At 69.6% G+C, this 18,448-nt stretch carries 22 protein-coding genes; 2 read left to right on the forward strand and 20 right to left on the reverse strand.

The window, feature by feature from the left end; translation table 11 throughout:
* A partial coding sequence (locus BU198_RS39835; RefSeq protein ID WP_188301618.1) for an NAD(P)H-hydrate epimerase occupies nt 1–750 on the reverse strand: 750 nt, incomplete at its 3' end.
* A 170-nt stretch (nt 751–920) separates the two neighbouring features.
* Between BU198_RS39835 and BU198_RS39840 the strand changes: the two genes are divergently transcribed.
* Nucleotides 921–1,478 (forward strand): Uma2 family endonuclease, encoded by a 558-nt coding sequence (locus BU198_RS39840; protein WP_188301619.1) that lies wholly within the window; start codon nt 921–923, stop codon nt 1,476–1,478.
* A gap of 42 nt (nt 1,479–1,520) precedes the next feature.
* Here BU198_RS39840 and glmS read toward each other — a convergent pair whose 3' ends face one another.
* A complete protein-coding gene (gene glmS, locus BU198_RS39845) occupies nt 1,521–3,377 on the reverse strand; it encodes a glutamine--fructose-6-phosphate transaminase (isomerizing) (protein ID WP_188301620.1) in 1,857 nt (618 codons plus the stop codon).
* A 99-nt stretch (nt 3,378–3,476) separates the two neighbouring features.
* On the opposite strand from glmS, the gene coaA reads away from it, so the two are divergent.
* Nucleotides 3,477–4,472, forward strand: coding sequence for a type I pantothenate kinase (coaA, locus tag BU198_RS39850; protein WP_188301621.1), 996 nt, complete (start codon nt 3,477–3,479; stop codon nt 4,470–4,472).
* 54 nt (nt 4,473–4,526) lie between these two features.
* Here coaA and glmM read toward each other — a convergent pair whose 3' ends face one another.
* The 18 genes from glmM to rpsE form a co-directional block, all read right to left on the reverse strand.
* Nucleotides 4,527–5,891, reverse strand: coding sequence for a phosphoglucosamine mutase (glmM, locus tag BU198_RS39855; RefSeq protein WP_188301622.1), 1,365 nt, complete (start codon nt 5,889–5,891; stop codon nt 4,527–4,529).
* A gap of 166 nt (nt 5,892–6,057) precedes the next feature.
* Nucleotides 6,058–6,567: a 30S ribosomal protein S9 gene (gene rpsI / locus BU198_RS39860; protein ID WP_188301623.1), complete on the reverse strand. Its 510-nt coding sequence runs from the start codon at nt 6,565–6,567 to the stop codon at nt 6,058–6,060.
* 45 nt (nt 6,568–6,612) lie between these two features.
* Nucleotides 6,613–7,056 (reverse strand): 50S ribosomal protein L13, encoded by a 444-nt coding sequence (gene rplM, locus BU198_RS39865; protein WP_063348980.1) that lies wholly within the window; start codon nt 7,054–7,056, stop codon nt 6,613–6,615.
* 232 nt (nt 7,057–7,288) lie between these two features.
* Nucleotides 7,289–8,947: an ABC-F family ATP-binding cassette domain-containing protein gene (locus BU198_RS39870; protein ID WP_188301624.1), complete on the reverse strand. Its 1,659-nt coding sequence runs from the start codon at nt 8,945–8,947 to the stop codon at nt 7,289–7,291.
* A 42-nt stretch (nt 8,948–8,989) separates the two neighbouring features.
* Nucleotides 8,990–9,922, reverse strand: a complete 933-nt coding sequence (truA, locus tag BU198_RS39875; protein ID WP_188301625.1) for a tRNA pseudouridine(38-40) synthase TruA — start codon at nt 9,920–9,922, stop codon at nt 8,990–8,992.
* Nucleotides 9,923–10,021: 99 nt separating this feature from the next.
* Entirely contained in the window at nt 10,022–10,495 is a 474-nt protein-coding gene (gene rplQ, locus BU198_RS39880) for a 50S ribosomal protein L17 (protein WP_188301626.1), read from the reverse strand.
* A gap of 127 nt (nt 10,496–10,622) precedes the next feature.
* Nucleotides 10,623–11,645, reverse strand: coding sequence for a DNA-directed RNA polymerase subunit alpha (locus BU198_RS39885; protein ID WP_049649049.1), 1,023 nt, complete (start codon nt 11,643–11,645; stop codon nt 10,623–10,625).
* 143 nt (nt 11,646–11,788) lie between these two features.
* A complete protein-coding gene (gene rpsK / locus BU198_RS39890) occupies nt 11,789–12,196 on the reverse strand; it encodes a 30S ribosomal protein S11 (protein ID WP_030232513.1) in 408 nt (135 codons plus the stop codon).
* A gap of 72 nt (nt 12,197–12,268) precedes the next feature.
* A complete protein-coding gene (gene rpsM, locus BU198_RS39895) occupies nt 12,269–12,649 on the reverse strand; it encodes a 30S ribosomal protein S13 (protein WP_063348977.1) in 381 nt (126 codons plus the stop codon).
* A gap of 176 nt (nt 12,650–12,825) precedes the next feature.
* Nucleotides 12,826–12,939: a 50S ribosomal protein L36 gene (gene rpmJ, locus BU198_RS39900; protein ID WP_003956441.1), complete on the reverse strand. Its 114-nt coding sequence runs from the start codon at nt 12,937–12,939 to the stop codon at nt 12,826–12,828.
* A 33-nt stretch (nt 12,940–12,972) separates the two neighbouring features.
* Nucleotides 12,973–13,194 (reverse strand): translation initiation factor IF-1, encoded by a 222-nt coding sequence (gene infA, locus BU198_RS39905; protein WP_003956442.1) that lies wholly within the window; start codon nt 13,192–13,194, stop codon nt 12,973–12,975.
* A gap of 193 nt (nt 13,195–13,387) precedes the next feature.
* The gene (gene mscL, locus BU198_RS39910) at nt 13,388–13,813 is read right to left on the reverse strand and encodes a large conductance mechanosensitive channel protein MscL (RefSeq protein WP_188301627.1); all 426 of its coding nucleotides are present in this window, start codon (nt 13,811–13,813) and stop codon (nt 13,388–13,390) included.
* Between the two features lie 129 nt (nt 13,814–13,942).
* Nucleotides 13,943–14,782, reverse strand: coding sequence for a type I methionyl aminopeptidase (gene map, locus BU198_RS39915; protein ID WP_188301628.1), 840 nt, complete (start codon nt 14,780–14,782; stop codon nt 13,943–13,945).
* A 117-nt stretch (nt 14,783–14,899) separates the two neighbouring features.
* Entirely contained in the window at nt 14,900–15,553 is a 654-nt protein-coding gene (locus tag BU198_RS39920) for an adenylate kinase (RefSeq protein ID WP_188301629.1), read from the reverse strand.
* Nucleotides 15,553–16,863 (reverse strand): preprotein translocase subunit SecY, encoded by a 1,311-nt coding sequence (gene secY, locus BU198_RS39925; RefSeq protein ID WP_188301630.1) that lies wholly within the window; start codon nt 16,861–16,863, stop codon nt 15,553–15,555. The genes BU198_RS39920 and secY overlap by 1 nt, the downstream gene beginning before the upstream one ends.
* A 302-nt stretch (nt 16,864–17,165) precedes the next feature.
* Entirely contained in the window at nt 17,166–17,618 is a 453-nt protein-coding gene (rplO, locus tag BU198_RS39930) for a 50S ribosomal protein L15 (protein ID WP_188301631.1), read from the reverse strand.
* 2 nt (nt 17,619–17,620) lie between these two features.
* Nucleotides 17,621–17,803 carry a 50S ribosomal protein L30 gene (rpmD, locus tag BU198_RS39935; protein WP_188301632.1) on the reverse strand — a complete coding sequence of 61 codons (183 nt, stop codon included), beginning with the start codon at nt 17,801–17,803 and terminating at the stop codon, nt 17,621–17,623.
* Nucleotides 17,803–18,423 carry a 30S ribosomal protein S5 gene (gene rpsE, locus BU198_RS39940; RefSeq protein WP_188301633.1) on the reverse strand — a complete coding sequence of 207 codons (621 nt, stop codon included), beginning with the start codon at nt 18,421–18,423 and terminating at the stop codon, nt 17,803–17,805. Before rpsE ends, rpmD begins: the two co-directional genes overlap by 1 nt.
* Between the last annotated feature and the right edge of the window lie 25 nt (nt 18,424–18,448).

The raw sequence follows: 18,448 nt of genomic DNA on the forward strand, positions 1-18,448 counted from the left end.
GTACGTCGCCGAACCGGCCGCCACCCCGACCACGCCGCGGCGGTACTTGTCGCTCTCCGCGCCCGGCTGCGGCAGCAGCGCCGCCACGTCCGCGTGCTGGAGGGCCGTCACCTCCGCCGCGGGCGGTTCGAGACCGATGCCGACCAGCTGTACGGCGCCCGCGTACGAGGCCCCCGGGTCGACCAGCAGCCCGGGCTTGTAGGTGCCGAAGCAGACCGTGACGTCCGCGCGCAGCGCCGCGCCGGGCACCTCGCCGGTGTCGGCGTCCACCCCGCTCGGCAGGTCCACCGCCACCACGGTCCCGGACCGCCCGGCCTGCGCGTACGGCCGGGCCCCGGGGCGCAGCCCGCCCCGGCCGCCGATGCCGACGATGCCGTCCAGCACCAGGTCGGCGCGTGAGAAGTCGGCCAGGCCGACTTCCTGCTCCACCGTCACCCGCCCGCCGGCGGCCCGCAGCGCGGCCAGCCCGCCCGGGTGCGTCTTCTCCGGCGCCAGCAGCACCGCCGTCACCCGCGCCCCGCGCCGGGCCAGGGCGGCCCCGGCGTACAGGGCGTCACCCCCGTTGTCCCCGCTGCCCGCGAGCACCGTCACCCGGCTGCCGTACACCCGCCCCCGACACCGGGTCAGCAGCCGCGCACAGGTCGCGGCCAGCCCCGCGGCCGCCCGCTGCATCAGCGCGCCCTCCGGCAGCCGCGCCATCAACGCGGCCTCGGCGGCCCGGACGGTGTCCACACGGTGTGCATGACGCATGCGGGAGCTCCTTCAGCGGTCGGCTGTCACCGACGCTAGCCCGCGTCACCGCCCCGCGGGAGCCGGGCCTGCGGCACACTTTCGAGTGACAACCACTTCGATTCCCCGCCGGTGTCGGTCCGTACGCCTACCTTGTGGCTCGGCACGGACCCACAGGAGGGAGAAGGGCCATGGTCGCCATGCCAGCTGTCGAGGGCCCGTTGGGCCGGTACGACCTGCTCCAGGCGTTCCTGGAACTGGACACGCCGCCCGGCTACAAGGCAGAGCTCATCGAAGGGGAGATCGTCGTGACGCCACCGCCGGACGGAGATCACGAGGACGCCATCGCCCGGTTCGCCCGCGCCGTGGCCCGCGAGGCGGCGGAGGAGCTGTACGTCAGCGGCGGAAAAGGACTGATCACTCCCAAGGGCCGGTTCATCCCGGGCGCCACCGTTGCTCCCGTCGGCCACTTCCGCGCCCAGGATTCGTGGTCGTCGGCCGTGGGAGTCGAACTGGTCCTGGAAGTGACGTCGACCAATCCGGCCAAGGACCGCGAGTCCAAGCGCCTCGGTTACGCCGCCGCCGGTGTGCCGTGCTACCTGCTCGTCGACCGGAGCGAAGGCACGGTGACGCTGTTCACCGACCCGAAGGACGGCGACTACGCCACCCTCCACGAGACCGAGTTCGGCAGGCGCATCAAGCTCCCCGCCCCCTTCTCCTTCACGCTCGACACGGCGCCCCTGCGGTAGGACGCAGCCACCGCAGGGGCGCCGTCGCCGACGAGCGCCGGACTACTCGACGGTGACCGACTTCGCCAGGTTGCGCGGCTGGTCGACCTCGTGGCCCTTGGCCGTGGCCAGCTCGCAGGCAAAGACCTGGAGCGGGACGGTGGCGACCAGCGGCTGGAGCAGCACCGGGGTGGCCGGGATGCGGATCAGGTGGTCCGCGTACGGGACGACGGCCTCGTCGCCCTCCTCCGCGATCACGATCGTGCGGGCGCCGCGGGCCCGGATCTCCTGGATGTTGGAGACGATCTTGTCGTGCAGGATCGACCGCCCGCGCGGCGAGGGCACGACCACCACGACCGGCAGCCCCTCCTCGATCAGCGCGATCGGGCCGTGCTTGAGCTCGCCCGCCGCGAAGCCCTCGGCGTGCATGTACGCCAGCTCCTTGAGCTTGAGCGCGCCCTCCAGGGCCACCGGGAAGCCGACGTGGCGGCCCAGGAACAGCACCGAGCGGGCGTCGGCCAGCGAGCGGGCCAGCTCGCGCACCGGCTCCATGGTCTCCAGGACCTGCTCGACCTGCTTCGGCGCGTCGCCGAGCTCCTTGATGACGGCGAAGATCTCGTCGCCCCACTTGGTGCCGCGCACCTGGCCCAGGTACAGGGCGACCAGGTAGCAGGCGACCAGCTGGGTCAGGAACGCCTTGGTGGACGCGACCGCGACCTCGGGACCGGCGTGGGTGTACAGCACCGCGTCCGACTCGCGCGGGATGGTCGAGCCGTTGGTGTTGCAGATCGCCAGCACCTTGGCGCCCTGCTCACGGGCGTGCCGCAGGGCCATCAGGGTGTCCATGGTCTCGCCGGACTGCGAGATGGCGATGACCAGCGTGCCCGGGCCCATGATCGGGTCGCGGTAGCGGAACTCGGAGGCGACCTCGACCTCGCAGGGGATGCGGGTCCAGTGCTCGATCGCGTACTTGGCGATCATGCCCGCGTGGAACGCGGTGCCGCAGGCCACGATGACGACCTTGTCGACCGAGCGCAGGTCCGCGTCGGAGATCCGCAGCTCGTCCAGGGTGAGCCGGCCGTCGGTGCCGATCCGGCCGAGCAGGGTGTCGGCGACGGCCTTCGGCTGCTCGGCGATCTCCTTGAGCATGAAGTAGTCGTAGCCGCCCTTCTCGGCGGCGGAAGCGTCCCAGTCGACGTGGTACTCGCGCACGTCGGCCGGGGTGCCGTCGAAGTTCGTGACGGTCACGCCCTCCCGGCGCAGCTCGACCACCTGGTCCTGGCCCAGCTCGATCGCCTCGCGGGTGTGCGCGATGAAGGCGGCGACGTCGGAGGCGAGGAAGTTCTCGCCCTCGCCGCGGCCGACCACCAGCGGCGAGTTGCGGCGCGCGCCCACGACCACGTCCGGCGCGTCGGCGTGCACGGCGACCAGCGTGAAGGCGCCCTCCAGCTGACGGCAGACCACCCGCATGGCCTCGGCGAGGTCGCCCGCGTAGGCCTCGCCCAGCAGGTGGGCGACGACCTCGGTGTCGGTCTCGGACCGGAGGGTGTGGCCGCGCTCGGCGATCTCGGCGCGCAGCTGGGCGAAGTTCTCGATGATGCCGTTGTGCACCACGGCCACCCGCTGCCGGTCGTCCAGGTGGGGGTGGGCGTTGGCGTCCGTCGGGCCGCCGTGGGTGGCCCAGCGGGTGTGGCCGATGCCGGTGGTGCCGCCGGGCAGAGGGGACTCGGCGAGCGACTTCTCCAGGTTGGCGAGCTTGCCGGCCCGCTTGTCGGTGGCCAGACTCCACTGCCCGTCGGAGTCCTGGACCTGCACCGCGACACCGGCCGAGTCGTAACCCCGGTACTCCAGTCGCTGCAGGCCTGCGATTACTACGTCGAGGGCGGCCTGAGCGCCCACGTATCCAACAATTCCGCACATGCGTGCCAGCATAAGGGCGGTTCTGTGGCCGTTTTCCCGCCTCGCGGGAACGCTGCGTGACCGACACCACAAGCACCGTGAACGCCGCGACGGCTCACAATGGAGCATGTGCTGACCGAACTCTGTACGCGGGGCGCCGCCACGCCCGGCCCGTCACCGTCTCCCTACGTGGACCTCAGCCGGGCCGAGTGGAGCGCGCTGCGCGAGCGTACGCCGCTGCCGCTGACCGCCGAGGAGGTGGAGCAGTTGCGCGGCCTCGGTACCGCCCTCGACCTGGACGAGGTCCGCGACGTCTACCTGCCCCTGTCCCGGCTGCTGAACCTGTACATCCACGCCACGCACGAGCTGCGCGGCACGCTGGGCACCTTCCTGGACACCCCGGACACCGAACGCACCCGCACGCCGTTCATCATCGGCGTGGCCGGCTCCGTCGCGGTCGGCAAGTCCACGACCGCCCGCCTGCTCCAGGAGCTGCTCGCCCGCTGGCCGGAGCACCCCCGGGTGGAACTGGTCACCACCGACGGCTTCCTGCTGCCCAACGCCGAGCTGCGCCGCCGCGGTCTGATGGCCCGCAAGGGCTTCCCGGAGTCGTACGACCGCCGGGCGCTGACGCGCTTCGTCGCGGACGTGAAGGCGGGCAAGGAGCGGGTCAGCGCGCCGGTCTACTCGCACCTGGTGTACGACATCGTGCCGGACCGGCGACTCACCGTGGAGCGACCGGACATCCTGATCGTCGAGGGCCTGAACGTGCTCCAGCCGGCCCTGCCGGGCACCGACGGCCGCACCCGCCTCGCGGTGGCCGACTACTTCGACTTCTCGATCTACGTCGACGCCAGGACCGACGACATCGAGCACTGGTACCTGGACCGCTTCCGCAAGCTGCGGCAGACCGCCTTCCAGGACCCGAGCTCCTACTTCCGCCGCTTCACCGAGGTGCCGGAGGAGGAGGCGATGGAGTACGGCCGGCAGGTCTGGCGCACCATCAACAAGCCCAACCTGCTGGAGAACGTGCTGCCGACCCGCGGCAGGGCCACCCTGATCCTCCAGAAGGGCGCGGACCACAAGGTCCGCCGGGCGCTGCTGCGCAAGCTCTGACCGCACGGCGAAGGGCCCCCGCGCGACGCGGGGGCCCTTCGCCGTGTCCGGGGCTCAGCCCAGGTGGGCGCGCACCGCCTCGGCCAGCCGCTGCCCGACCGTCTCGGCCTGCGCCGGGTCGGCGGCCTCGACCATCACCCGGACCAGCGGCTCGGTGCCCGACGGGCGCAGCAGCACCCGGCCGGTGGAGCCCAGCTCGGCCTCGGCCTCGGCGACCGCGGCGGCCAGCTCGGTGCTGGTCCGCACCCGGGACTTGTCGACGCCCTTGACGTTGATCAGCACCTGTGGCAGCCGGGTCATCACGGCGGCCAGGTCGGCCAGCGGCTGCTTGGTGGCGGCCAGCCTGGCGCCCAGCATCAAGCCGGTCAGGGTGCCGTCGCCGGTGGTGGCGTGGTCCAGCAGGATCACGTGGCCGGACTGCTCGCCGCCCAGCGCGAAGCCCCGCTCCTTCATCGCCTCCAGCACGTAGCGGTCGCCGACGGCGGTCTCCACCAGCTCGACGCCCTCGCGCTCCATCGCCAGCTTGAAGCCCAGGTTGGACATCACGGTGGCCACCGCGGTGTTGCCGCGCAGGGTGCCGGCCTCCTTCATGGCGACCGCGAGGATGGCGATGATCTGGTCGCCGTCCACCTCGTCGCCCTCGGCGTCGGCGGCCAGGCAGCGGTCGGCGTCGCCGTCCAGGGCGATGCCCAGGTCGGCCCGGTGCTCCTGCATCGCGACGCGCAGCCGGTCCAGGTGGGTGGAGCCGACGCCGTCGTTGATGTTGAGGCCGGTGGGCTCGGCCCCCAGGGTGTGGACCACCTCGGCGCCGGCCCGGGCGAAGGCCTCGGGGGCGACGTAGGCGGCCGCGCCGTGGGCGCCGTCGATGACCACCCTGATGCCGTCCAGGCGGTTGGGCAGCACGCCGATCAGGTGGGCGACGTACTTGTCGAAGCCCTCGGTGTACTCGCGCACCCGGCCGACGGCCGCGCCGGTCGGGCGGTTCCAGTCCTCGTCGCCGAGCGTGTGCTTGCGGTAGTGGGTCTCGATCGCGTCCTCGATGCGGTCGTCCAGCTTGTGGCCGCCGCGGGCGAGGAACTTGATGCCGTTGTCCGGCATGGCGTTGTGGCTGGCGGACAGCATCACGCCGAAGTCGGCGCCGAGCGCGCCGGTGAGGTAGGCCACGGCCGGGGTGGGCAGGACGCCGACCCGCAGGACGTCGACGCCGGCGCTCGCCAGACCGGCGATGACGGCGGCCTCCAGGAACTCGCCCGAGGCGCGCGGGTCACGGCCGACCACCGCGACCGGCCGGTGGCCCTCGAAGGCGCCGGCCTCGCCGAGCACATGGGCCGCCGCGACCGACAGGCCGAGCGCCAGCTCCGCCGTCAGGCCCTCGTTGGCCACCCCGCGCACGCCGTCCGTACCGAAGAGTCGTCCCACTGTCCCGTTCCTCCATCACCACTGCTCGGAACCCAACCGATGATCCCGGCCGCCGCACAGTAGCCGGGGAACACGTCGCCCCGGAGTACACGGGGTACTCCGGGGCGACGGTTTCGCGCAACCAGGGGGTGCGCCGCCAGGGCGGGCCGCACCCCCGGGGAGGCGATTAGCGCTTGCTGTACTGCGGCGCCTTGCGGGCCTTCTTGAGACCGGCCTTCTTGCGCTCGACGGCGCGGGCGTCACGCATCAGGAAGCCGGCCTTCTTGAGGGCGGCGCGGTTGTTGTCCACGTCGGCCTCGTTCAGGGCACGGGCGACGCCGAGGCGCAGCGCGTAGGCCTGGCCGGAGGTGCCACCACCGCTGATGCGGGCGACGACGTCGTAACGGCCGTCCAGCTCGAGGAGCTTGAAGGGCTCGTTCACGGTCTGCTGGTGCACCTTGTTGGGGAAGTAGCCCTCGAGGGTGCGGCCGTTGATCTTCCACTGGCCGGTGCCGGGGACGATGCGCACGCGGGCGATCGCCTCCTTGCGACGGCCGAGGCCGGCGCCGGGGACGGCCTCGCCGAAGCGGCCGGCCAGGGACTCGGAGGTGTAGCTCTCCTCGGAGGTGTACTCGCCCTCGACGGCCTCAACGGCGTCGTCGAACTCGACCTCAAGGGTTTCAGTGGTCTCGGCCACGGTGTTCCTCAGCTCTTTTCAGTGTTGGGGGGCTTGGTGGCCGAATTACTGCGCGACCTGGGTGATCTCGAACGGCACCGGCTGCTGGGCAGCGTGCGGGTGCTGGTCGCCCGAGTAGACCTTCAGCTTGGAGAGCATCTGGCGGCCCAGGCTGTTCTTGGGGATCATGCCCTTGATGGCCTTCTCGACGGCCTTCTCCGGGTTGTTCGCCAGCAGGTCGTCGTAGCGCACCGAGCGCAGACCGCCCGGGAAGCCCGAGTGGCGGTAGGCCAGCTTCTGGGTCTTCTTGTTACCGGACAGGTGCACCTTGTCGGCGTTGATGATGATGACGAAGTCACCAGTGTCAACGTGCGGCGCGTAGATCGCCTTGTGCTTCCCCCGGAGGAGGTTGGCGGCCTGGGAGGCCAGGCGGCCGAGCACGACGTCGTTCGCGTCGATGACGTGCCACTGACGCTGGACGTCGCCGGGCTTGGGGCTGTACGTACGCACGGTCGTAGCCTTCGCTTTTCAGTGAGTGAGTCCTGACAGGAGCACCCGGACGGAAGATCAGCCTGGCCAACCTTGGACGCAATTCAAGGGGGACCGCTGGTCGACGACCTGATGTCTCCGGCGTACCGACCTCTCACGTGAGATAGAGCGAGCCAATACGCACATCAAGCGTCCAGATTACCGGCACGACCCGACGCGGTCAAAAATCGCCGGGAACCCCCCGGGTCGTCACTCAGCGTTCGCGCTCCACCCGGGTCACGTCCCAGACCGGCTCGGACGACTCGTACACCCGGCCGTCCGCGCCGAACACCAGGAAACGGTCGAAGGTCTTGGCGAACCAGCGGTCGTGGGTGACGCACAGCACGGTGCCCTCGAAGGCCTCCAGGCCGGTCTGGAGGGCCTCGGCACTCTCCAGGTCCAGGTTGTCGGTCGGCTCGTCGAGCAACAGGGCCGTCACACCGGAGAGTTCGAGCTTGAGGATCATCAGCCGGGCCTGCTGCCCACCGGACAGCGACTCGAACTTCTGCTCCTCCTGGCGGTCCAGCTCGTACCGGCGCAGTGCGCCCATCGCGGCGCCGCGGCTGAGCGCGTGCTCCTCCTCGACGATCGAACGGACGGTACGGCCGAACAGCTCCGGGTGGGCGTGGGTCTGCCGGAAGTGGCCGGGCACGACCCGGGCGCCCAGCTTCCAGCTGCCGCCGTGAGCGACCGTCTCGTCGCCCGCCAGCAGCCGCAGCAGGTGCGACTTGCCTGCGCCGTTGGCGCCCAGCACCGCGACCCGCTCGCCGTAGAAGACCTCCAGGTCGAAGGGCTGCATCAGGCCGGTGAGCTCCAGCTGCTCCAGGGTGAAGGCGCGCACGCCGGTGCGTCCGCCCTTGAGCCGCATGGAGATGCTCTGCTCGCGCGGGGGCTCCTCCGGCCGCCCGGCCTCCTCGAACTTCTTCAGCCGGGTCTGCGCGGCGGCGTAGCGGGTGGCCAGGGCGTGGCTGACGGCCGCGGCCTGACGCAGGGTGACGACCAGCTTCTTGAGCTTGGCGTGCTCCTCGTCCCAGCGGCGGCCCAGCTCCTCGAAGCGCTCGAACCTGGCCTTGCGGGCCTCGTGGAAGCTGTCGAAGCCGCCGCCGTGCACCCAGACGCTGCTGCCGGCCGCGCCGGTCTCGACGCTGATGATCTTGTCGGCGGTCTTCGAGAGCAGCTCGCGGTCGTGCGAGATGAACAGGACGGTCTTCGGAGTGGCCTTGATCGCCTCCTCCAGCCAGCGCTTGGCCGGGACGTCCAGGTAGTTGTCCGGCTCGTCGAGGAGCAGGACCTCCTCCGGGCCGCGCAGCAGCGCCTCCAGGACGAGCCGCTTCTGTTCGCCGCCGGAGAGGGTGTTCAGGCCGCGCCACTGGGCCTTGTCGAAGGGCGTGCCGAGGGCCGCCATGGTGCAGACGTCCCAGTCGGTCTCGTAGTCGTAGCCGCCGACGTCGGCCCAGTCGGAGAGCGCCTGGGCGTAGGCCATCTGCGTCTTCTCGTCGTCCTGGGCGATCATCGCCAGCTCCGCGGCGTCCACCGCGCGGGCCGCCTTGGCGATCCGCTCGGGGGCGACGGAGACCAGCAGGTCGCGCACCGAGGCGTCGGCCGGCAGCGCGCCCGGGGTGGCCTGCTGGTCCTCGCGGCCGGTGGTGCCGACGAACTGGCGCATCACGCCGAGCCCGCCGCTGATCGTCACCGAGCCGCCGTGCGACTGGAGGTCCCCCGCGATCATCCGCAGCAGGGTGGTCTTGCCGGCCCCGTTAGCGCCGACCAGGGCGACCGCGGCGCCCTCGCCGACCCGGAAGGACGCGTCGTCGAACAACACGCGCCCGTCCGGCAGGTAGTACTCCAGGTGCGAAATCTCGACGTGTCCCATGGGAACGATTGTCCCAAGCGGACGCGCCCGGCCAAAACGGATTTAGCCCTCGACTCCGTGATCCCCGGTGGCCGCCGGCTGCCCGGGCAGGGTGCGCATCCGGCGGGCCAGCCGGTTGCGCTCGGCCAGCTTGTCGTCCGGCGGGTAGCCGACCTCCTCCAGCGTGAGCCCGTACGGCCTGATCACGTTGACGGCGGAGTTGCGCACCCCGCCGGCCAGCACCTCCCCGGGGAACTCCACCGGCCGGTGCCCGTCGCCGACCAGCAGCATCGCGCCGACCAGCGCCCTGACCATGTTGTGGCAGAACGCGTCGGCCCGGACGGTGGCGACCGCGAGCGAGCCCTCCTGGGCGGCGTACGGGTCCACCGGGACGCGGTCCCAGCGCAGCTCCAGCAGGGTGCGGATGGTGGTCGCGCCCTCGCGCTTCTTGCAGTACGCGGCGAAGTCGTGCTCGCCGAGCAGCAGCTTCGCCGCCGCGTTCATCCGGTCCAGGTCCAGCGGCCGGTCGTGCCAGAGCACGTGGCCGCGCAGCAGCGGGTCCACCCCGCCCTGGTGGTCGGCGACCCGGTACGCGTACCGGCGCCAGACCGCCGAGAAGCGGGCGTCGAACCCGGCCGGCGCCTCGCCGACCCGGTAGATCCGGACGTCCCCCGGCAGCCGGCCGGCCAGCCGGCGCAGCAGCTTCTCCCGGTGCGCCGCCCACAGCTCGGCGGGCAGGTCGACGTGGGCGACCTGGCCGCGGGCGTGCACCCCGGCGTCGGTGCGGCCGGCCACGGTCAGCGGGAACGCCTCGGAGCTGCGGGTGACGATCTGCAGCGCGGTCTCGATCTCCTCCTGGACCGTCCGGCGGCCGCCCTTCTGGCGGGCCCAGCCAGAGAACTCGGCACCCTGGTAGGCGAGGTCGAGCCGGACCCGGACGTACCCGTCGGCCGGGCCGTCCTTCACCGGGGGCTGCTCGGCGCAATCGTTGACCACTGCTTCTCTTCTCCCGGACTGCTCTGGTCGGCCAAGGGGACGGGAACGGGCCCGCTCCCCCGGTAGTGGGGAAACGGGCCCGCGAACACCTTGGAGGTGTCAGGCCTGCTCGGCCTCGGCCTCGTCGGCCTTGGGGGCCTCGGCCTTGGCCTCGGCCTCCTTGACGGCACGCTTGGTGGCGCCCTCGGCCTCGCCGACGGCGGTCTGCGCGACGGTCAGCGACTCGACCAGCTCGATCACGGCCATCGGGGCGTTGTCGCCACGACGGGGACCGATCTTGGTGATACGGGTGTAACCACCCGGGCGGTTCTCGTAGCGCGGCGCGATCTCGGTGAAGAGGGTGTGCAGCACGGCGATGTCGGTGATCGTCTTGCGCACCAGGCGACGGTTGTGGATGTCGCCCTTCTTCGCCTTGGTGATCAGCTTCTCCGCCAGCGGGCGCATCCGACGGGCCTTGGCCTCGGTCGTGGTGATGCGGCCGTACTGGAACAGCTCCCGGCACAGACCGGCGAGCAGCAGCGGCTCGTGGTGCGGGCCGCCGCCGAGGCGGGCACCCTTGGTGGGACGCGGCATGGAATTACTCCTCGAATCTCCGACTGCGGCCGTACCAGGTACCACAGCGGGCGTACGGGCACTGTGCCCGCACGACTTTCACGACGACGGAGGCGGTTCCGGAGAACCGCCCCCGCGGTCAAGTCTCTCAGTACTGCTCGGTCTCGGCGAAGTGCGAGTCGTCGAGGTCGTCGGCGCCGAAGGCGTCGGCGGCAGCGGTCGGGTCGAACCCGGGCGGGCTGTCCTTGAGGGCCAGGCCCATGCCGGCCAGCTTCGCCTTGACCTCGTCGATCGACTTCGCACCGAAGTTGCGGATGTCGAGCAGGTCGGCCTCGGAGCGGGCGACGAGCTCACCCACGGTGTGGATGCCCTCGCGCTTGAGGCAGTTGTAGGAGCGGACCGTGAGCTCCAGCTCCTCGATCGGCAGCGCCAGGTCGGCGGCCAGGGCGGCGTCCGTCGGGGACGGGCCCATGTCGATGCCCTCGGCGTCGATGTTCAGCTCGCGGGCGAGGCCGAACAGCTCCACCAGGGTCTTGCCGGCCGAGGCCATGGCGTCGCGCGGACGCATGGCGGGCTTGGTCTCGACGTCGACGATCAGCTTGTCGAAGTCGGTCCGCTGCTCGACACGGGTGGCCTCGACCTTGTAGGTGACCTTCAGCACGGGGCTGTAGATCGAGTCGACCGGGATGCGGCCGATCTCCTGGCCGGAGGCCTTGTTCTGGACGGCGGAGACGTAGCCGCGACCGCGCTCGACGGTCAGCTCCATCTCCAGCTTGCCCTTGCCGTTCAGGGTGGCGAGGACCAGCTCGGGGTTGTGCACCTCAACACCCGCCGGCGGGGCGATGTCGGCGGCGGTCACGACGCCCGGGCCCTGCTTGCGCAGGTACATCACGACCGGCTCGTCGTGCTCCGAGGAGACGACCAGCTGCTTGATGTTGAGGATGAGGTCGGTCACGTCCTCCTTGACGCCCGGCACGGTGGTGAACTCGTGCAGGACGCCGTCGATGCGGATGCTGGTGACAGCGGCACCCGGGATCGACGACAGGAGCGTGCGGCGCAGGGAGTTGCCGAGGGTGTAGCCGAAGCCCGGCTCCAGCGGCTCGATCACGAACCGCGAGCGGAACTCGTCGACGACCTCTTCGGTCAGCGAAGGACGCTGAGCGATAAGCATGGGGAAGAACCCTCCAGTTGTCTTCGGCACCCACTATTTGATGCCGACAGGACCAAGCGTACGGGGTCCCGCTGGCAGCGACGAATCACCGCGTGGGACCCCGTACGAGGTTGAAGCAGAACTGCGTGCCCGAAGGCGCTGCGTCAGACGCGGCGGCGCTTCGGCGGACGGCAGCCGTTGTGCGGGGTGGGGGTGACGTCCTGGATCGAGCCGACCTCCAGGCCGGTGGCCTGGAGCGAACGGATCGCGGTCTCGCGGCCGGAGCCCGGACCCTTCACAAAGACGTCAACCTTGCGCATGCCGTGCTCCTGCGCGCGACGGGCAGCGGCCTCGGCGGCCATCTGCGCGGCGAACGGGGTGGACTTGCGCGAGCCCTTGAAGCCGACGTGGCCGGCGGAGGCCCAGGAGATCACGTTGCCCGCGGGGTCGGTGATCGAAACGATGGTGTTGTTGAACGTGCTCTTGATGTGCGCGTGGCCGTGAGCGACGTTCTTCTTTTCCTTGCGGCGGATCTTCTTCGCGCCGGCAGCCTGACGACCCTTGGGGGGCATAAGTCTGTTCTCCTACTGAGGTGGTCGGTCCGCTGACCCGCGGGCCGGAGGGATGTCCGGTTACGGGACGGACTACTTCTTGCCCGGCTTCTTCTTGCCGGCGATCGCGCGACGCGGGCCCTTGCGGGTACGCGCGTTGGTGTGGGTGCGCTGGCCGCGGACCGGCAGGCCGCGACGGTGACGCAGACCCTCGTAGCAGCCGATCTCGACCTTGCGGCGGATGTCGGCGGCCACCTCACGGCGGAGGTCACCCTCGACCGTGTAGTTGGCGTCGATGTACTGGCCCAGCTTCACGAGGTCTTCCTCGGAGATGTCGCGAACGCGGACATCCGGGTTGACACCGGTCTCGACCAGGGTCTGCTGGGCGCGGGTACGGCCGATGCCGTACACGTAGGTAAGGGCGATCTCGATCCGCTTCTCACGGGGGAGATCAACGCCGGCGAGGCGTGCCATTCATGGCTCCTGTGGTTCTTCAGAGGTCTTGCGTGCTACCTACTCCGACACCTCACGGTGAGGGAGCCCCGGCCTCTTACCGGGGGCGGCAGTCCGTTCCCTGTGGGACGGATCGGGTAGCCCGCTCATGACGTTTTCGCGTCGCGCGAAGTACTACGAGAAATGCTGGGGAGAGATCAGCCCTGGCGCTGCTTGTGGCGCAGGTTGTCGCAGATCACCATGACCCGGCCGTGACGGCGGATCACCTTGCACTTGTCGCAGATCTTCTTGACGCTCGGCTTGACCTTCATGTTTCAGGTTCTCCGGGTCTAGATCTGACGTTCTTACTTGTAGCGGTAGACGATCCGGCCGCGCGTGAGGTCGTAGGGGCTGAGCTCCACGACGACCCGGTCGTCCGGCAGGATGCGGATGTAGTGCATGCGCATCTTGCCACTGATGTGCGCGAGGACCTTGTGACCGTTCTGCAGCTCGACCTTGAACATCGCGTTCGGAAGAGACTCGATCACGGTGCCCTCGATCTCAATGGCGCCTTGCTTCTTAGCCATGAACTGCGAGATCCACCTTCCGGGACCGGCTACCGTATGCGGAACGCTCGTGCGAACCTGGGTTCACCCCACCCCCGAGGGGAAGAGGGCGTGCTGAAGCACGCTACGAGTGAGCCGACGGTCCATCCTACGCCAGCGCGTCCGGCGGACCAAAACGGGGCCCCGGAAGGCGGTCGCCGTCACACCTGCTGCGTCAGGCCCCGACGGTGGCCGTCAGCGGGTCCACGTGGGCGGTGCAGGCCGCGCAGCGGCGGGCGGCCACGGGGATCTCGGTCAGGCACTCCGGGCACGGGCGCTTCGGCGTCTTCGGCGCCTTCGGCATGTAGCGCGCGGTCGCCTTGGTGATCGGCAGCACCACGCAGAAGTACAGCACCGCGGCGGTCATCAGGAACGCGATCAGCACGTTGAGGAACTGCCCGTACGGGAAGGTCACCCCCGCGATGTGCGCCTGGTACGAGCTGAAGTCACCGGCCGCGCCGACCACCACGCCGACCAGCGGGGTGAGGAAGGCGGACACGAAACCGGTCACCACCGCGGTGAACGCGGCCCCGATGACGACACCGACCGCCATGTCGACGACGTTGCCGCGCATCATGAAGTCGCGGAATCCCTTGAGCACGTTCTCTCCTGCTGCTCGTAAGCCACTACTGACCACTGCCAGCGCATAAAAATAGGACAAAAGCCCTGGAGGTCCAAACCTCCAGGGCTCTGATCCCTTGTCAGCGGCGGCAGTTGGGCGCCGCCGGGACTACGCGAGGGGGTCCGGAGCTGCGGTGATGCCCAGCTTGGCCAGTTCCGCCCTGCCACCGTCGAAGGCGGTCAGCACCAGCGGGCCCTGCTCGGTGACGGCCACCGAGTGCTCCCAGTGCGAGGCCCAGGTGCCGTCGTTGGTGACGACCGTCCAGTCGTCCTCCAGCACGGCGGTGTGCGGGGTGCCCAGCGAGACCATCGGCTCGATCGCCAGCACGGTGCCGGGGACCAGCTTCGGGCCCTTGCCGCGGCCGCGCTCGACGTAGTTCAGCACGTGCGGCTCCATGTGCATCGCGGTGCCGATGCCGTGGCCGCCGTAGCCCTCGGTGATGCCCCACTTGCCCTTCGGCGGCAGCGGCTGCCGGCGGATGTAGCCCTCGATCGCCTTCGAGACGTCCACCAGGCGGTTGTTCTTCTTCATCTGGGCGATGCCGGCCCACATCGAGCCCTCGGTGACCCGGCTCAGCATCTCGACCTCGGGGCGGACCTCGCCGACCGCCACGGTGATGGCCGCGTCGCCGTGCCAGCCGTCCAGGATGGCGCCGCAGTCGATCGAGATGACGTCGCCCTCCTGGAGCACCCGCTCGCCCGGGATGCCGTGCACGACCTCGTTGTTCACCGAGGCGCAGATCACGCCGGGGAACCAGAGCCCGCCGTGGTCGGCCCGGAAGTTCGAGGTGGCGCCGTGGCCGGTGATGACCTTGTCCGCGATGTCGTTGAGCTCCTGGGTGGTCACCCCGGGGGCGACCGCCTCGCGACAGGCCTTCAGGGCCTCGGCGACGACCAGCCCGGCCGCTCGCATCTTCGCGATCTGCTCGGGGGTCTTGATCTCCACCATCTGGTCACGCCTTCCAAGTCCGGATTACCACTGCTACCACCGTACGACGCCGAAACGGCCGGGCCACCCGCGCTGGGCGGGCGATCCGGCCGTGCCGTCGTACGTTCGCCGAGAGACTCAGCTGTCCTGCTTCAGCGCCTCGATCGAGCGGGCGGTGACCTCGTCCACCTTGCCGAGGGCCGAGATCGTCGCCACCAGGCCCTGCTGGGCGTAGTAGTCGATGATCGGCTCGGTCTCCGTGTGGTAGACCTCCAGGCGCGTCCGCACCTTCTCCTCGGTGTCGTCGGAGCGCTGGTACAGCTCGCCGCCGCACTCGTCGCAGACGCCCTCGGCCTTCGGCGGGTTGTAGTCCACGTGGAAGACGTGGCCCCCGTCGTTGCGGCACAGGCGACGGCCGGCGATCCGGCGGACGACCTCGTCCTCCGGGACCTCCAGGTCCAGCACACCGTCCAGCTTGATGCCCTGCTCGGCGAGGAACTCGTCCAGCGCCTTGGCCTGCCCCAGGTTGCGGGGGAAGCCGTCGAGCAGGAAGCCGCGCACGGCGTCCTCCTGGAGCATCCGGTCCTTGGCCATCCCGATGGTGACCTCGTCCGGTACCAGGTGTCCCGCGTCCATGTAGCTCTTGGCCTCGAGCCCCAGCGGGGTGCCCTGGCTGATGTTCGCGCGGAACAGGTCACCGGTAGAGATATGGGGGATGGACAGGGTCTTGGCGAGCAGGTGCGCCTGAGTACCCTTCCCGGCCCCGGGAGGACCAACGAGGACGATACGCATCAGCGGAGGAACCCTTCGTAATTGCGCTGCTGGAGCTGGCTCTCGATCTGCTTCACAGTTTCGAGTCCGACGCCGACGACGATGAGCACGCTGGTGCCGCCGAACGGGAAGTTGGTCTGCTGTCCGAAGGCGACCAGGGCGATCATCGGGATCAACGCGATCAGGCCCAGGTAGAGCGAACCCGGCCACGTGATTCGGGTCAGCACGTAGTTCAGGTACTCGGCCGTCGGGCGGCCGGCCCGGATACCCGGGATGAACCCACCATACTTCTTCATGTTGTCGGCAACTTCTTCGGGGTTGAAGGAGATGGCGACGTAGAAGAAGGCGAAGAAGACGATCAGCAGGAAGTAGGTGGCCATGTAGATCGGGTGGTCACCCTTGACGAAGTTCGTCCTGATCCAGGTGGCCCAGCCCGCCTGGCTGTTGGTCAGCTGGACCACCAGTGCCGGGATGTACAGCAGCGACGAGGCGAAGATGACCGGGATGACACCGGCCTGGTTCACCTTGAGCGGGATGTAGGTCGAGGTGCCGCCGAACGCCCGGCGGCCGATCATCCGCTTCGCGTACTGGACCGGGATCCGGCGCTGGGCCTGCTCGACGAAGATGACCAGCATCACGACGATGACGCCGACCGCGACCACGGAGAGGAACTCGACCCAGCCGCCGCCGATGGTGCCGGTGGTCTTGATGTTCCACATGCTGGAGGGGAACTGCGCCGCGATCGAGGTGAAGATCAGCAGCGACATGCCGTTGCCGATGCCGCGGTCGGTGATCAGCTCGCCCAGCCACATGATGACCGTGGTGCCGGCGGTCATGGTGAGCACCATGACGGCGATCCGGAACACGCCGGTGTCCGGCACGATCTGGTTGGCCAGCGGGCAGCCGGCGAACAGCGCGCCGCTGGAGGCCGTCGCCACGATGCCGGTGCCCTGGAGCACGGCGAGCGCGATCGTCAGGTAGCGGGTGTACTGGGTGATCTTCGCCTGGCCGGCCTGTCCCTCCTTCTTCAGCATCTCCAGTCGCGGGATCACGACGGTGAGGAGCTGGAGGATGATGCTCGCCGTGATGTACGGCATGATGCCGAGGGCGAAGATCGTCAGCTGGAGGAGCGCGCCCCCGCTGAACAGGTTGACGAGTCCGAAGAGGCCGCTGTTCTTCGTGTCCTTCACACACTCGTTCACGGCCGTGAAACTCACGCCCGGCATCGGAATGTGCGAGCCCAGCCGGAACAGCACCATGATGCCCAGCGTGAACAGCAGCTTCTTGCGCAGGTCGGGCGTCTGGAACGCCCGCGCGAACGCACTGAGCACGGTGCCTCCTGCGCCTCCCGCACGTCGTCGGCGGGAGGGTCGGTCCTGAATGGGGAGTTTGCGGTACGGGCTCCCGTACAGACGGCACAGGCGAGCCTACGCGCAGCCTACAAGGGAACTCCACGGACTCTAACAGTGCGCAGCCACTCGGAAGAAGCGCGTACGGCCGCTCCCCCACTCACGGGGTACGGGATGCCCGGGTTTGCCACACAAAAGAACGAGCGCCTTTCGCGGCCGGGGAACGGAACGGGCCCCGCACCTCCCGAAGGAGGTGCGGGGCCCGTAAGCCGGAGTCAGCGGGCTCAGACGAGCTCGGTGACCGTACCGCCGGCGGCCTTGATCTTCTCGGCGGCCGAACCGGAGACGGCGTCCACCGTCACCTGGAGGGCGACCGAGACCTCGCCGGTGCCGAGCACCTTGACGAGCGAGTTCTTGCGAACCGCGCCCTTGGCGACCAGGTCCTCGACCGTGACGGCGCCACCCTGCGGGTAGAGCTCGGCCAGCTTGTCGAGGTTGACGACCTGGAAGGTGATCTTGAACGGGTTCTTGAAACCCTTCAGCTTCGGCAGGCGCATGTGGAGCGGCATCTGGCCACCCTCGAAGCGCTGCGGAACCTGGTAGCGGGCCTTCGTGCCCTTGGTACCACGACCGGCAGTCTTACCCTTGGAGGCCTCACCACGACCCACACGGATCTTGTCGGTCTTGGCACCCGGGGCGGGACGCAGGTTGTGGATCTTGATCGGGTTCTCGCCCATGATCAGTCCACCTCCTCAACCGTCACCAGGTGACGGACCGTCTGGGCCATCCCGCGGATCTCGGGACGGTCCTCCTTCACCACGACGTCGTGCATGCGCTTGAGACCAAGCGTACGCAGGGTGTCACGGTGGTTCTGCTTGCTGCCGATGTACGACTTGGTCTGCGTGATCTTCAGGCGAGCCATCAGGCGCTCACCCCAGCAGCACGCGCCCGCAGCAGAGCGGCGGGGGCCACGTCCTCCAGCGGCAGGCCACGACGCGCGGCGATCTCCTCGGGGCGCACGAGGCCCTTCAGAGCGGCCACGGTGGCGTGCACGATGTTGATCGCGTTGTCCGAGCCGAGCGACTTCGACAGGATGTCGTGGATGCCGGCGCACTCCAGGACGGCGCGCACCGGACCACCGGCGATAACACCGGTACCGGGGGCGGCGGGCTTCAGCAGCACGACGCCGGCGGCCTTCTCACCCTGGATCGGGTGCGGGATGGTGCCCTGGATACGGGGGACCTTGAAGAAGTTCTTCTTGGCCTCCTCAACACCCTTGGCGATGGCGGCCGGAACCTCCTTCGCCTTCCCGTAACCGACACCCACGGTGCCATCGCCATCGCCCACCACGACCAGCGCGGTGAAGGAGAAACGACGACCACCCTTGACAACCTTGGCGACACGGTTGATCGCGACGACGCGCTCGACGTAAGCGGTCTTCTCGACGACCTGGGCGTTGCCCCGGTCGTCACGCTTACGGTCGCGCCGCTCGCCACCGGTGCCGCCACCGGCGCCGCTACCGCGGCGCTGGGGTCCAGCCATTGGATTTACCTCTCTCGTTTACGTC

Origin of the sequence: Streptomyces sp. CBMA156 (genome assembly GCF_014596515.1) — a bacterium.
Taxonomy (GTDB): Bacteria; Actinomycetota; Actinomycetes; order Streptomycetales; family Streptomycetaceae; genus Kitasatospora.